Origin of the sequence: Streptomyces brasiliensis (genome assembly GCF_014647875.1) — a bacterium.
GTDB classification, from domain to species: Bacteria; Actinomycetota; Actinomycetes; order Streptomycetales; family Streptomycetaceae; genus Streptomyces; species Streptomyces brasiliensis.
Map to the genome: position 1 here is coordinate 108,698 of NZ_BMQA01000017.1, position 13,351 is coordinate 122,048.

Annotated in this window: 12 protein-coding genes; 3 read left to right on the top strand and 9 right to left on the bottom strand. The window is 73.7% G+C overall.

Annotated elements, in window-relative coordinates; genetic code table 11:
• The first annotated feature begins 65 nt into the window (after positions 1-65).
• The gene (locus tag IEZ19_RS24885) at positions 66-884 is read left to right on the top strand and encodes a class I SAM-dependent methyltransferase (RefSeq protein WP_189313508.1); all 819 of its coding nucleotides are present in this window, start codon (positions 66-68) and stop codon (positions 882-884) included.
• 93 nt (positions 885-977) lie between these two features.
• Here IEZ19_RS24885 and ligD read toward each other — a convergent pair whose 3' ends face one another.
• The 4 genes from ligD to IEZ19_RS24905 form a co-directional block, all read right to left on the bottom strand.
• The gene (gene ligD / locus IEZ19_RS24890; RefSeq protein ID WP_189313509.1) at positions 978-1,913 is read right to left on the bottom strand and encodes a non-homologous end-joining DNA ligase; all 936 of its coding nucleotides are present in this window, start codon (positions 1,911-1,913) and stop codon (positions 978-980) included.
• A 19-nt stretch (positions 1,914-1,932) separates the two neighbouring features.
• Complete coding sequence (locus tag IEZ19_RS24895) at positions 1,933-3,780, bottom strand: transketolase (protein WP_189313510.1); 1,848 nt, start codon at positions 3,778-3,780, stop codon at positions 1,933-1,935.
• Positions 3,777-5,153 carry an NAD(P)/FAD-dependent oxidoreductase gene (locus tag IEZ19_RS24900; protein WP_189313511.1) on the bottom strand — a complete coding sequence of 459 codons (1,377 nt, stop codon included), beginning with the start codon at positions 5,151-5,153 and terminating at the stop codon, positions 3,777-3,779. The genes IEZ19_RS24895 and IEZ19_RS24900 overlap by 4 nt, the downstream gene beginning before the upstream one ends.
• 88 nt (positions 5,154-5,241) lie before the next feature.
• Positions 5,242-5,646, bottom strand: a complete 405-nt coding sequence (locus tag IEZ19_RS24905; protein WP_189313512.1) for a phage holin family protein — start codon at positions 5,644-5,646, stop codon at positions 5,242-5,244.
• 106 nt (positions 5,647-5,752) lie between these two features.
• Between IEZ19_RS24905 and IEZ19_RS24910 the strand changes: the two genes are divergently transcribed.
• Positions 5,753-6,100, top strand: coding sequence for a VOC family protein (locus IEZ19_RS24910; RefSeq protein ID WP_189313513.1), 348 nt, complete (start codon positions 5,753-5,755; stop codon positions 6,098-6,100).
• A gap of 6 nt (positions 6,101-6,106) precedes the next feature.
• On the opposite strand, the gene IEZ19_RS24915 is transcribed toward IEZ19_RS24910, so the two are convergent.
• Together IEZ19_RS24915 and IEZ19_RS24920 are read right to left on the bottom strand one after the other, a co-directional pair.
• A complete protein-coding gene (locus IEZ19_RS24915) occupies positions 6,107-7,339 on the bottom strand; it encodes a M48 family metallopeptidase (RefSeq protein WP_189313514.1) in 1,233 nt (410 codons plus the stop codon).
• Positions 7,340-7,439: 100 nt separating this feature from the next.
• Positions 7,440-9,401 (bottom strand): DUF5107 domain-containing protein, encoded by a 1,962-nt coding sequence (locus IEZ19_RS24920; protein WP_189313515.1) that lies wholly within the window; start codon positions 9,399-9,401, stop codon positions 7,440-7,442.
• Between the two features lie 157 nt (positions 9,402-9,558).
• Between IEZ19_RS24920 and IEZ19_RS24925 the strand changes: the two genes are divergently transcribed.
• Positions 9,559-9,909 (top strand): DUF6204 family protein, encoded by a 351-nt coding sequence (locus IEZ19_RS24925; protein ID WP_189313516.1) that lies wholly within the window; start codon positions 9,559-9,561, stop codon positions 9,907-9,909.
• Here IEZ19_RS24925 and IEZ19_RS24930 read toward each other — a convergent pair.
• The 3 genes from IEZ19_RS24930 to IEZ19_RS24940 are packed head-to-tail and all read right to left on the bottom strand — an operon-like array spanning position 9,887 to position 13,351.
• Complete coding sequence (locus IEZ19_RS24930; RefSeq protein WP_189313517.1) at positions 9,887-10,432, bottom strand: GNAT family N-acetyltransferase; 546 nt, start codon at positions 10,430-10,432, stop codon at positions 9,887-9,889. The two genes, IEZ19_RS24925 and IEZ19_RS24930, sit on opposite strands and share 23 nt — an antisense overlap.
• Positions 10,433-10,469: 37 nt before the next feature.
• On the bottom strand, positions 10,470-11,393 hold the full coding sequence (locus IEZ19_RS24935) for a S66 peptidase family protein (RefSeq protein WP_189313518.1): 924 nt from the start codon (positions 11,391-11,393) through the stop codon (positions 10,470-10,472).
• Positions 11,390-13,351, bottom strand: coding sequence for an LpqB family beta-propeller domain-containing protein (locus tag IEZ19_RS24940; RefSeq protein ID WP_189313519.1), 1,962 nt, complete (start codon positions 13,349-13,351; stop codon positions 11,390-11,392). The genes IEZ19_RS24935 and IEZ19_RS24940 overlap by 4 nt, the downstream gene beginning before the upstream one ends.

The window sequence follows — 13,351 nt, forward strand, 5'->3', positions numbered from 1 at the left end:
TTATTCGGCACTCGGACGTACGGTGGCGGAACACCGGAAACGACCGGAGAAGAAGGGGCAGTGCCATGCCGAAGTCGCAGGAGACCGCCGTCTACACGCACGGGCACCACGAGTCGGTGCTGCGTTCGCACACCTGGCGGACCGCCGCCAACTCCGCGGCCTATCTGCTCGGCTCGCTCAAACCGCACATGAAGATCCTGGACATCGGCTGCGGCCCCGGGACGATCACCGCCGACCTGGCGGCCCTGGTCCCCGACGGGCACGTCACCGGCGTCGACCACGCGCCGGGCATCCTGGACCAGGCCCGGGACACGGCCGGCGCGCGCGGCCTGACGAACGTCGACTTCGCGGTCGCCGACGTCCACGCCCTCGACTATCCCGACGACACGTTCTGCGTGGTCCATGCTCACCAGGTGCTCCAGCACGTGGGCGACCCGGTGCAGGCGCTGCGCGAGATGGTCCGGGTCACCAAGCCGGGCGGGTTCATCGCCGTCCGCGACTCCGACTACGCGGCGATGACCTGGTACCCCGAACTGCCCGTTCTGGATGACTGGTTGGACCTGTACCGGCGGGTGGCCCGCGCCAACGGGGGCGAGCCGGACGCCGGGCGGCGGCTGAAGTCGTGGGCGCTGGCCGCGGGGTTGACGGACATCACGGCCACGTCCGGCACATGGACGTTCGCCACGCCCGAGGAGCGTGCGTGGTGGAGCGGGCTGTGGGCGGACCGGACGGTGGCGTCGTCGTACGCCGAGCGGGCCGTCGACGGCGGGCATACGAGCGCCGAGGAGCTGACGGCCGTGGCGGAGGCCTGGCGGGAGTGGGGGAAGCGGGAGGACGGCTGGTTCGCCGTACTGCACGGCGAGATCCTCTGCCGCAAGGCGTGAACGCCACGCTCCCCGGCCCCGGGAGCCGACCTCGGCGCGAGAACCTCTGCCGCAGGGCGTGAACGGCGAGACCCTCGGCCGCAAGCCGTGACCTCAGCGTCGTCGGCCCTCGCGCAGCTCGTCCAGGCGGCGCCGGGCCGGCCCCAGTGACCGGCCCTTCGTCATCATCCCGGCCCAGGGGTCGGTGCGGGCCTGGTCGACGGCGTCGGCGATCGTCCAGCGGCGGGAGTCCAGGGTGGGGTCCTCGAGCTGGTTCCAGGAGACGGGGACGGCGACGGGGGCGCCGGGCTTGGCGCGTACCGAGTAGGGCGCGACCGCTGTCTGTGCGTAGGCGTTGCGCTGCACGTCGAGGTAGAGGCGGTCGCCGCGGTCCGCCTTGCGGGCGGCCGTGGTGAGCCGCCCGGGGTGGTCGCCGGCCAGCAGCTCGGCGACATCCCGGGCGAACTCACGTACCTCGTCGAACTCCTGATGTCGGGTCAGCGGAACGACGACATGCAGGCCGCGCGATCCGGTGGTCATCGGGGCCGACGGCAACCGTAGTTGGCCGAGCAGTTCACCGAGCCATCCCGCCGCCTCGCGCACCGCCGCGAAGTCGTCGGTGGACGGGTCGAGGTCGAAGACCATCCGGTCGGGCCAGTTGGGCCGATCGGCGCGGGAGAGCCAGCGGTGCATGGTGAGACAGGCCTGGTCGGCGAGGAAGACGAGGGTGGCGGTGTCGTCGCAGACGACATGGGTGACCGTGCCGCCCTCCTTGGCGACCTCGGCCCGGACGATCCACTCCGGATAGCTGTCGGGGACGTTCTTCTGCATGAACCGGGGACCGTGCAGGCCGTCCGGCCGGCGCTCCAGCATCAGCGGGCGGCCGCGCAGGTGCGGCAGCATGTAGCGGGCGACGGACCGGTAGTGCTCGACCAGGTCGGCCTTGGTGTACTCCTTCGCGCCCCCGTCGCCTGGGAAGAGCACCTTGTCCGGCCGGTGGACCGTCACCGTGCGGCGGCCCGCCCGCACCGTCCGCGTCTCGTCCGTCATCGCACGACCACCTCGCCCTTCACAGCGCGACCGCCTCCTCCACCAGCAGCCGCCCGGTCGCCGCGATCGCCATGGCGTCGATGCCCGCGGCGTGCAGCTGCTCGTCGGGCGCGGCGGAACCCGGCATCGTACGCACCGCGAGCCGCACCAGCCGGGGCACGGGCCTGCCGTCGAGGAACGCGTCCAGTACGGCGTCCCCGAGGCCGCCCTCCTGGCGGTGGTCCTCGACGGTGACCAGGGCGCCGGTCTCCTCGGCGGCCCGGCGCAGGGTGTGCCGGTCGACGGGCTTGACGGAGTAGAGGTCGATCACCCGGACCGGGATGTCCTCGCCCGCGAGCGTGTCGGCGGCGGCGAGCGCCTCGGGCACGGTGACCCCGGCCGCGACGACGGTCAGCCGGTCCTCCGGGGAGGAGCGCAGCACCTTGCTGCCGCCGACGGTGAACTCCTCGTCGGGGCCGTACAGGACGGGGCCGGCGCCGCGCGAGGTGCGCAGGTAGCGGATGCCGTCCAGGCCGGCCATGGCGGCGACGAGCTTGGCGGTCTGGTTGGGGTCGCACGGGTAGAGCACGGCCGAGCCGTACACCGCCCGGAACATGGCGAGGTCCTCCAGCCCCATCTGGGAGGGGCCGTCCTGGCCGATCGCGACGCCCGCGTGCGAGCCGACGAGGTTGATCCCGGCGCCGCCGATCGACGCCATGCGGATGAAATCGTGCGCGCGCGTGAGGAAGGCGGCGAACGTCGAGGCGTACGGCACCCAGCCGCGCGCCGCCATGCCGACGGCCGTGGCGACGAGCTGCTGCTCGGCGATGTAGCACTCGAAGAAGCGGTCCGGGTGCTCCTTGGCGAAGAACTCGGTCCGGGTGGAGTCGCCGACCTCGCCGTCCAGGGCGACGATGTCACCACGCGCGGTGCCGAGCGCGGCGAGGGCCCTGCCGAAGGCGTCCCGGGTGGCGGCCTTCTCGCCCTTGTCGTAGCGCGGGAGTTCCAGCGACTCGGTGGGCACGGAGTGCAGCATCCGGGAGGTGAACGGCTCCTGCACGCGCACCCGCAGATCGCGGACGCCGCCCAGCTCGGCGACGGCCTCCTCGGGGTCGGGCAACGGCTTGCCGTGCAGGCCCTCGCGGTCCTGGACGGAGGCGACGCCCTTGCCCTTGAGGGTACGGGCGAGGATCACCGTGGGCTGTCCGGTGGTGGACTCGGCCTCGCTGTAGGCGCGGTCGACGGCGTCCACGTCATGCCCGTCGACCTCCACCGGGTGCCAGCCGAAGGCGGCGAAGCGGCGGGCGTAGGCGTCCAGGTCGTGGCCGTGCCGGGTGGGGCCGCGCTGGCCGAGCCGGTTGACGTCCACGATCGCCGTGAGGTTGTCGAGGTGCTCGTACCCGGCGTGCTCGGCGGCCTCCCAGATCGAGCCCTCGGCCAGCTCGCTGTCCCCACACAGCACCCAGACGCGGAACACGGCGCGGTCCAGCCGCTTGCCGGCCAGCGCGATGCCGACGCCGACCGGCAGCCCCTGACCGAGCGAGCCGGTGGCGGTCTCCACCCAGGGCAGGCGACGGGGTGTCGGGTGTCCTTCGAGGTGGCTGCCGAGCCTGCGGAAGGTGAGCAGTTCGGCGTCGTCGACGGCGCCCGCGGCCTTGTAGGCGGCGTACAGCAGCGGTGAGGCGTGCCCCTTGGACAGGACGAAGCGGTCGTTGGCCGGGTGGGCGGGGCGCTCGAAGTCGTAGCGCAGATGGCGGTCGAGCAGCACCGCCATCAGCTCGGCGGCGGACATCGAGGACGTCGGGTGCCCGGACTCCGCCGCGGCGGCGGCCCGCACGCTGTCCACGCGCAACTGCTGGGCGAGTTCGACGAGTTCGGCGGTGTTCATGAGTCTCCTTCCGGTGGCATGTCGGCGCGCTTCACGGGGCCGGGTGAGAGGTGGTGCGCCGCGTGGTGCTCCGGGCCGACCCGGGCCAGTTCCGGTGAGGCCGTGTCCAGCGGGACCGACCAGGCGCGGACCAGCCCCAACTGGACGGCCTGGCGCGGCAGTACGGCGTCCAGGAGCCAGTCGGCGGCGACCCGGATCCGGTTGCCGGGCATCGCCGCGAGGTGGTAGCCGCGGGTGACCACCCCCGCCGGCAGCCCCTTGAGCGGTACCCCGAGCGGGTTGGCGGCAGCCTGCGCACCGCCCAGGTCGACCACGAAGCCCAGGTCGCGGTGGCGGTACGCGCGGCGCTCCCCGGCACCGAGCGAGGCGGCCACGTTTTCGGCGGCCACCCGGCCCTGCCGCCAGGCGTGCTGGGCCGTCATCGGCGTCAGCTCGCCGGGACGCTCGAGGTCGGGCACGGCGGCCGCGTCGCCGCACGCGAACACCTCGGGGTGACCGGGCACCTGGAGGTACGGGTCGACGACGAGCCGGCCGCGCTCCAGCGGCCGTCCGGTGTCCGCGACGAGCGGATCGGGCCGTACGCCGACGCACCACACGAGGGTCCGTGACTCGACGAACTCGCCGTCGGTGAGCAGCACGCCGTCGTGGGTGGCCTCTTTCACGGAGGTGCCCATACGGACGTCGACTCCGCGCTGCCGGAGCACTTCGTCGGCGGTACGCGAGAGCCGCTCGTCCATCTCGGGCAGCACGCGCGGCGCGACGTCGAGGAGCAGCCAGCGGGGCCGTACCCCGCCCGGCAGGGGCCGCCTGCGGGTCATCCGGTCGGTGTACATCTGCATCTGCGCGGCCACTTCGGTGCCGGTGTACCCGGCGCCGACCACGACGAAGGTGCAGCGCGCGGCGCACCCCTTGGTGTCGCCGGCCGCGGCGGCCAGCTCCATCTGGCGGGTCACGTGGTCGCGCAGGTACAGCGCCTCGGGCAGACCGCGGTAGCCGTGGGCGTGCTCGGCGACCCCCGGGATCGGCAACAGTTTGTTGACGCTGCCGACGGACAGCACGAGCCGGTCGTAGGCCAGGGTCCCGGTGCCGCCCTCGGGGTCCATGTAGTGCACGGTGCGCTCGTCGAAGTCGACGCGGTCCGCCTCGCCGAGCACCGGGCGCACCCCGCGCAGGGTGCCGGAGAGGGAGACGGTGACCCGGCGCGGTTCCAGGATCCCGGCGGAGACCTGGGGCAGCAGGGGCAGGTACAGGAAGTAGTCGGTCGGGTTCAGCAGGGTGACGTCGGCCCGGTGCCGGAGCTGCCGGGGCAGTCGGCGGGCCGTCCGGTACCCGGCGAACCCGGCGCCGACGATCACGATGCGGGGTCGGCTCACGGTGCGCCTCCGGCGGTGTGACGGGTCCGAGGCCTTTCGCGTAACCCTGCTCGGGGCGCTCAAACGGGCCGCGCCATACCGCTCACCGTCACGCTCTGTGGTGCGGTACGTCCGGATCCGTCCTGGGCCGGTCGGGCGGCGCGGGCGGATACGGCGGTATGCCCGGGTCGGCCCGCGGGCCGCCCGGCGCCCCGGCCGCCGTCCTCGGGCGGGCGGCGCCGCGCAGCAGGTAGGCCGCGGTACCCAGAAGCGCCGCGGTGATCAGCGCGGCGGCCCAGCCCGGCAGGGCTACCGCCAGCGCCAGTCCCAGGGCGAGCGCGAGGGCCCCGCCCGCGTACAGGGCGAGGGTGCCGGACGCGGCGTACAGCTGGGCCGTGCGGCGCTGCTTGCGCGTCTGCTCGCGCACCTCGTCGCGCACGGTCTCGCGTGCCACCAGCGCCAGCTCGTCCACCAGTTCTTTGTCCAGGTGCTCCAGGTGATCAAGGCCTGCCATGACCGCCGAGTACCCGTCCCGCGCGACCGGTAACACGGCCCACGGGAGCGCGGCGATCTTGTGAAGTGATCACCTGCCCCGACCGCCCGCAACTAGGCTCGTGCGCATGGAGATTCTGGGCGCCTCACTGCGTATCTGTGTCGACGACCTCGAGACCGCGATCCCCTTCTACGAACGCCTCGCGGGCGGCACCGCTCTCCGGTTCGAACGCGGCGGTGTCCAGGTGGCCGCCATCGGCTCCTTCCTGCTGATGAGCGGCCCCGAGTCCGAGCTGGAGGTGCTGCGCAAGGTGGCCGCGACGATAGCGGTCAAGGACGTGGACGAGGCCCACCGGCTGCTCACGGACCTCGGCGCCCACGTCCTCGCGGGCCCGGTCCCCACTCCGGCGGGCCGCAATCTGCTGGCGATGCATCCGGACGGCTCGCTGTTCGAGTACGTGGACCATCGCGCCTGATCCGGATCACCGGTCCTCGGCCACGGCCCGCGCCAGCCGGCGGGCCACCGGCCGCAGCTCGCGCTCCACGGCCCGCACGGTCCTGTCGTCGCAGACGACGGCCGGCTCGCCCGGGCCGCGCCGGTCGAGCAGGGCCATGCGCAGATGCGTGGGCGGGTGGGTGTCATCCACGTGGTGCCATGTCAACTCGCTGATCCGGCGCAGCCGTTCACGCTCACGGGCGGGTACGGCGGCCACGTGCTCGGCGAGCAGCGCCCACAGCCGCTCGTCCCGCGGCGCCTCCCCGTCCGCCGCCAGCCGCCGCAACTCCTCCTCGACGCGTTCGGCGTGCAGCAGCGTCTCGATGAGGCCCAGCGCGGCCTCGGTGGAGGCGATCCGCGCGGCCACGTCGTCGGCGAGGTACTCGCGGCGCGGGAAGCCGTGCACCGAGAGCCGGTCGAGGAGCCGGAGCACGGACTGGGCGGTGTGGTGCGGCACGGTGAGCAGCGCCCGGACGGCCCGGTACCGGCCGCGCTCCGGACGCAGCAGGTACTCCCACACGCGCAGCGTGTTCAGCGCGGTGCCCACGGTGAGCCCGTGCCGGGTGTCCCCGCCCGCGAAGTGACCCAGTTCGTGCCCGAGGAGCGCGACCCGCTGCTGGGGCGTGAGTACGTACCAGAGGCCGAGCCCGAGGTGCAGCACCCGCCGGCGGATCCCGTACGACCCCACGGCCGCATTGAACCAGGGGTCCACCACGACGACGTCGACGCTCCGCGTCCCGAGTTCCGCGGCGACGGAGTCGATCAGCCGGAACAGCCGTGGCGCGTCCGCCCGGCGCAGCCGGGTCGGGCCCGAGCCGAGCCGGGGGACGCGGGGGCGCAGGAACGGGAAGAGCAGTACGAGCACACCTCCGGCCGCGAGCGCGAAGGGCTGCGGCCACCCGAGGACGATCAGCGCGGCCCCGGCGGCGAGCAGGGCGAGCGACGACGCGTGGACCAGCAACCCGAGCGCGTACGACGCGAGATGAGCCGGTGTGAGCCGTACACGCCGCCCCTGAGTGCCGTCACGGGCCAGCTCCTCGAACACGTCAGTGCCGTGTCGCCCGGCCAGTTCGCGCCGCAAGGTCGCCGTGCCGCCGACGCCGTAGACGAACAGCTCGGGCGCCACGTTCCAGTCGCACGCGGCGCACCAGGCCGGGTAGCCCTCGTCGGCGGGCATGGCGGCTCCGCACTGCGGACAGCGCTGTGTGTCGTCGGCCACGGCACCCTCCTCGCCGAATCGGGACACGCCCCGGGTGTTGTCGGCGACGAAGGCCGCCGGTCGTCCGGTTCGCCCGCGGCGGTACCAACTGCCGTACGTCTCAAGGGGTGGTGGGACGCATACGGAAGTCGTAGCGGGCGGGCAGCGGCTCGTCGGTGAGACGGGACCACAACCGGCCGACGGCCTCGTCGCCCTCTCGCAGGTCGGCCACCTCGAAGCCCGCGTCGAACACGGCCCGGGCCTCCCCGCGCCGCCCCTCGACGAGCAGCAACTCGGCCTCGATCAGCCGGAATCGGCCGCCGGCCCGGGTCGCCGGGCGCAGCCGGTCCCACACCGCGCGGGCCTGGGCCGCCCGCCGGACCGCGAGCAGCGCCTGGAGGGCCTCGCGGCCGAGCGCGGCGGTGGCCGCGGTCCACTGCGCGCCGTCGTCGCGCCGCTCATGGCAGAGGTCGTCGAAGGCGTCGGCGTACCGGTCGGCGGCCCGTTCGTGCTGGCCGGACTCCCGGTCGGCGACGGCGAGGCAGCGCAGCAACGGCCAGAGCGACGGGGCGAGTTCGAGGGCCCTCTCCCAGCTGCGCACCGCCTGCGCGCGGTCGCCGGCGTGCCACTGGGCGACACCGAGGTGGTACTCGGTGAGCGGGGTGGCGGGCGCCGTCTCCAGCATGTCGCGCCAGTGCGGGGCGACCAGGGACTCACCCGGCGGCCGCACCCGGCGCGGTTCGGGGAAGGAGCCGGAGCGCAGCAGCTCAAGCCAGGGCGCCTGGGCCTCGCCCAGCGTGGACTCGTCGAAGGGAGTGCCGGGCAGCTTCCAGCCGCCGCGCCGCACTTCGAGCGCGCCCCAGCCGGACCCGGTGGCCAGAATCTCGCCGGGTTCGGCGTCGGCGTACGGCTTCCAGGCGGCGTACGCGGCGTCGACGTCCGCCCGTGGCAGGGCCGCCTGCAGCCGCTCCTCGGCGGTGCGCAGGACGGCGGGCCACTCGCCGTCCGGCGGTGCGTCGAGCGGGCCGTACGCCTCCAGCCAGGACACCTCGCTCTCCGCCTCGAGGCGTACGTGCTCCAGCTGGGTGCGGGCGAGACCGGCCTGGATCTCGCAGTAGCCGCCGGTACCGGGTTCGGTGAGCCACTCCTGCCAGCGCCGGCCGCCCGGCTCCACGCCCCAGACGAACAGCTTGCGTCCGCGCAGCACGCCCGTGGACGTCTGCACCAGTCCGTGCCCGTCGGCGTCGAGCGCGGCGATCCAGCGACGCCGGCCGTCGGGCACCTCGTAGAAGTAGTCGGCGGCGTAGGGGCTGTTGAGCGGGTACGTGCGGTCGATGCCGTCGTAGGACGGGACGGGCACCCGGCGCAGCATGCGCTCGTACCCGAAGTGCCAGGCCTCCTCGGCGGGGGCGAGCACCCGGCACTCCTCGGGCACGGCGATGTTGGACCACCAGTACGCCGGCACGGGCCGCTCGTGCGGATTGCGGACGCGGACGCCGACGTACAGGAAGTCGGAGCCGTCCGGCAGCCACAGGTCGACCTGGAAGGGCAGGTCGCGCAGCCGCTCCCACTCCCACAGGCGCAGCATCTCCCCGCCGTCGGGAGCGGGGACGCGGGCGGCGTGCAGGGGCGAGCAGGAGAGGGTGGTGTGGCCGGTGGCGCCGATGTTCCACTCGATGCCGCCGGAGTACCAGGCGCCGTTGAGGGCGAAGTTGGCGGGCTGGAACACCGGGTTGCGGTAGAGGAGTTCACGGCCGGTCGGCAGGTGGACCAGGGAGGCGACCCGGCCGCCGAGGCCGGGCAGGACGGTGGCGCGCAGCCGGTCGTTCTCCAGCACGAACGCGTCGAGGCCGCGCGGCTCATGCGCCCTGGCGTACCCGTCCCTCACCCGGACCGGCAGCAGGCTGCGCAGCGGCTCGTAGCCGACCTGCCGAGCCATGTCCCGTGGCAGTTCGTCGCGGTCCCGGTCCTCGATGCGGTGGACCTCGTCGAGCGGGCGGAGCGGGGGCAGGGGGTTGTCGGGACCCAACTCGGCTGCGGGCAGGGTCAGTACCTCACGTCGGATCGTCGTCACGATCACCATGGAACCCGCGGACCGGTGAGTCGGCCAGAGCCGCGACCGGTCAGGATTGCGCAAAAGCGGCGGGGACGCCGGAGGGGGCCGGAAATTCCGTGTGCGGGGGGTGCCTGGCGACGTACAGTCGCTCGTCCATCGAACGCGAAGCGGAACGGAACGGCACATGAGCGGTGAGCAGCACACCTACCGGGTCATCGTCCGGGGCACCTGGGACGGGCTGACCGACCGGGCCCGGGAGCGGCTGCTGGCCGAGGCGGCGGAGCACGGGCTGACGAGCATGCGGTTCACCGAGGAGGGCACGCTGTCGTACGAGCCCACGCCGCTGAAGCATTTCTCGATGCGGTTCGTGGTGGTGTCGGACGCGGCCGACGGCGAGGAGATGGCGGGCGCGATCGCGGAGGACCGCGCCGAGACCGTACTGCGCGGCCTCGGCTACGGCTTCACCGGACTGAAGTCGACCGTCACGGACCTCGACACCATGAAGATCAACTTCAAGCCCGCATCTCGGCGGTGATCGCCCAGCGCTCGTGGTCCCGCCAGGCCCCGTCGATGAAGATCATGTCGGGCGAGAAGCCCTCGAGCCGGAATCCGGCACCGCGGGCGAGGGCGATGGAGGCGGCGTTGCCGGGCTGCACGTTGATCTCCAGCCGGTGCAGCCGCATCGGCCCGAACGCGTACCCCACCACGAGGTCGAGGGCCTCGCGCATCAGCCCGCGCCCGGCCGCGTGCGCGAAGACGCCGTAGCCGAGGGCGCCGCACTGGAAGCCGCCCTCGACGATGTTGTTGATGTTGACGAACCCGGCGATGGCCCCACCGGCCTTCTCGCAGACCAGGAAGCCTGCCTTCGTCGGGTCCTCGATCAGCCGCCCCGCGTACGCGGCGTACGCCGCCTCCGTGACCGGCGGGAACAGCCACGGCTGGTGCAGGGCCTTGCTCTCCCGGGCCCGGGCGGTGAACTCGGCACCATCCTCGAGGGTGAAGTGACGTAGCCCCACGCGGGGCCCCTCGGCGAGATAGCGGGATGCGGTGTGCGGCATCCCGCCAGCCTACGCCGCCCGGCCCGGGTGACCGGGCTCAGCGCAGGGCGGGCTCGTCCAGGATCAGCGTGCCCGCGTCCGCGTCCAGTTCGGCCGTGACCCCGAGCGGCATCGTGAGCGCGCCCTCGCAGTGCCCGAAGCCGAACTCCTCCACGACCGGAACGCCCAGCCCGCCCAGTCGGTCGGCGAGCATCGGGCGCAGCTCCTCGTACGGCCCGCAGCGGTCCCAGGATCCGAGCGCGATACCGGTGACGTCGTCGAACCAGCCCGAGCGCAGGAGTTGGGTGATGCTCCGGTCCAGGCTGTACGCCCCCTCGCCGACGTCCTCCAGCAGGACGAGGCCGCCGCGCGCGCCGCCGTGGGTGAGCGGCGTGCCGAGCCCGGCGGCGAGCAGCCGCAGACAGCCGCCGAGCGTGCTGCCCCTGGCCCGCCCCGGCACCAGGGTGGCGCCCCGGGAGGTGATCGTGCGGACCGTCTCAGGCGCGAACAGGGTGGCGCGCAGATGCTCCTGCGCGTGGGCGTTCTTGACGAAGTCGACGCCGGCGGCCACTGGCCCGTACAGCGTGACCAGGCCGAGGCGCACGGCGAACGCCTCGTGCAGCGCGGTCGCGTCGCTGAACCCGACGAACACCTTCGGCCCGGCGGCGCGCATGGCGTCCCAGTCGAGGAGGTCCACGAGGCGCTGTGCGCCGTAGCCGCCGCGGGCGCAGAGCACGGCGGCCACGGACGGGTCGCACCAGGCGCGCTCCAGGTCCGCTGCGCGGTCGGCGTCGGCGCCCGCCAGATAGCCGAGGCCGTCGTGCACATCCAGGACGTGCGGGGCGACCACCGGTTCCAGGTCCCAGCCGCGCAGGATGTCGAGGCCGGCCTGCAGTCGCTCCTCCTGCACGGGCCCGCTGGGGGCGACGACCGCCACGCGGGCGCCGGGGGCCAGACGTGGCGGTCTCACGAGGTGGGTCACTTGGCCAGCTCCAGAGTGGGAATGCCGAGCGGGTTGAGCCCGAACACCTGTGCGTACAGGGACAGTTCCGCCTCGAGCGCGCGCACCATCGTGTCGGCCCGCCGGAATCCGTGCCCCTCCCCCTCGAAGGCGATGTACGCGTGCGGCACCCGCTCCTCGATCCTGGCCAGGAAGCGCTCGCACTGGGCGGGCGGGCAGATGACGTCGTCCAGGCCCTGGAGCAGCAGGAACGGCACGGTGAGCCGGTCGGCGTGCTCGCTGGGCGAGCGCTCGACGTACCGCTCGGGCACCTCGGCGAGCGGTCCGACCAGGCTCTCCAGGTACTGCGACTCGAAGTCGTGCGTCTCGCCCGTGCCCCAGCCGGTGAGGTCGAGGATGGGATAGATGATCGTGCCGCAGGCGTAGACGTCCGTGCTGGTCAAGGACGCGGCGCTGGTCCAGCCGCCGGCGCTGCCGCCGCGGATGGCGAGCCGGGCGCGGTCGGCGGTGCCCTCCTCGGCGAGGGCCAGCGCGACGGCCGCGCAGTCCTCGACGTCCACGACGCCCCACTGCTCGCGCAGCCGGTTCCGGTACTCCCGGCCGTACCCGGTCGAGCCGCCGTAGTTGACCTCGACGACGCCTATGCCGCGCGAGGTGAAGTAGGCGATCTCCAGGTCGAGCACCAGCGGCACCCGGCTGGTGGGACCGCCGTGTGCCCACACCACGTACGGCGGCAACTCGCCGGCCGGCCCGCTGACCTCGGGGTGGTGCGGCGGATAGACATGGGCGTGCACCTCGCGGCCGCCGGGGCCGGTGAAGGTGCGGGACCGCGGGTCGGGGTAGTAGGCGGGGTCCGCCGGGTCCCTGTGCGGGGCACCGATCACCCGCGTCCGGCCTGTCCGTGTGTCCAGCTCGACGACCTCGTGGGCGCTGCGCGGCCCTGCGCCCACGGCCACCACGCGCTCGCCGTGCGCCGCGAGCGTGGACCCGAACTCGGTCCAGGGTCCCGGTGCGTCGACGATCTCCCCGGTCTCGGGGTCCAGGACGCCGAGCGCGGTGCCGCCGCGGCCGTGCACGACGGCGAGCGTGCCGTTGCCCAGCGGGGCGAACCAGGTCAGCCCCAGCTTCCACACGGGTCCGGCGAACTCCTCCTCGCGCTGACACAGCCGCTCGCCGTCCCGGTACAGGTTCCACCAGCCGCCGCGGTCGCTCGCGTACAACAGCCGGCCGTCGGCCGACCAGTCGGCCTGCGCGATGGACTCTTCCGGTCCCCCGGCGACGGTCCGCGGCTCGCGCAGCGTGCCGTCGTCCGCGATGTCGGCCAGGATCAGCTCGGTGCCGTCCCACGGCATGCGCGGATGGTCCCAGGCCAGCCAGACGGCACGCCGCCCGTCGGGCGAGACCCGCGGACCGGTGACGAACCGATGCCGCTCGGGCGCGAGTTCACGTACGGCGGACCGGTCACCGGCCGCCGAGCCGTCCAGCGGCACCGCGGCCAGGACCCGGCGCACGTCGGTCGGTCCCTCGCCGGTGAACTCCTCCAGGACGCACCACACTTCGCCGCGCTCCAGGTCGATGCGCGGCTCGGCCCAGCGCAGTCCGCCGCCCACCGGCGACACCGGCGTCAGCGGCACCGGCTCGCCCCCCGGTTCGAACCGGTACAGGCGCTGGTCGGCGAAGTTCGTGAACACCACCAGCGGCCGTCCCTCGACCACTTCCCCGGCCCAGGGCAGTCCGCCGTACTCGATGACCCGGCTGCGTACGTTCCACGGCGCGGGCAGCACCGACTCCTGCGTGCCGTCCGGCCGCCGCCGCACCAGGGTTCGGCGCCCGCCTTCGGTGGGCCGGGGTTCCGTCCACCACGTCTCGTCGCCCACGAAGCCCACCCACTCGGGGTGTCCGTCGTGCGCGGCGGCCAGGGCCGCGTCGATCGGCGAGGGCCAGGAGCCGTACGCCATCGTCCGCATCTCTTCCCCCAT

What these genes read in the sequence shown, in the direction of transcription:
- IEZ19_RS24885 (WP_189313508.1), top strand. Translation starts at nt 66, where the DNA reads ATGCCGAAGTCGCAGGAGACCGCCGTCTACACGCACGGGCACCACGAG.
- ligD (WP_189313509.1), bottom strand. Translation starts at nt 1,913, where the DNA reads ATGACGGACGAGACGCGGACGGTGCGGGCGGGCCGCCGCACGGTGACG.
- IEZ19_RS24895 (WP_189313510.1), bottom strand. Translation starts at nt 3,780, where the DNA reads ATGAACACCGCCGAACTCGTCGAACTCGCCCAGCAGTTGCGCGTGGAC.
- IEZ19_RS24905 (WP_189313512.1), bottom strand. Translation starts at nt 5,646, where the DNA reads ATGGCAGGCCTTGATCACCTGGAGCACCTGGACAAAGAACTGGTGGAC.
- IEZ19_RS24910 (WP_189313513.1), top strand. Translation starts at nt 5,753, where the DNA reads ATGGAGATTCTGGGCGCCTCACTGCGTATCTGTGTCGACGACCTCGAG.
- IEZ19_RS24920 (WP_189313515.1), bottom strand. Translation starts at nt 9,401, where the DNA reads ATGGTGATCGTGACGACGATCCGACGTGAGGTACTGACCCTGCCCGCA.
- IEZ19_RS24925 (WP_189313516.1), top strand. Translation starts at nt 9,559, where the DNA reads ATGAGCGGTGAGCAGCACACCTACCGGGTCATCGTCCGGGGCACCTGG.
- IEZ19_RS24930 (WP_189313517.1), bottom strand. Translation starts at nt 10,432, where the DNA reads ATGCCGCACACCGCATCCCGCTATCTCGCCGAGGGGCCCCGCGTGGGG.
- IEZ19_RS24940 (WP_189313519.1), bottom strand. Translation starts at nt 13,351, where the DNA reads ATGGGGGAAGAGATGCGGACGATGGCGTACGGCTCCTGGCCCTCGCCG.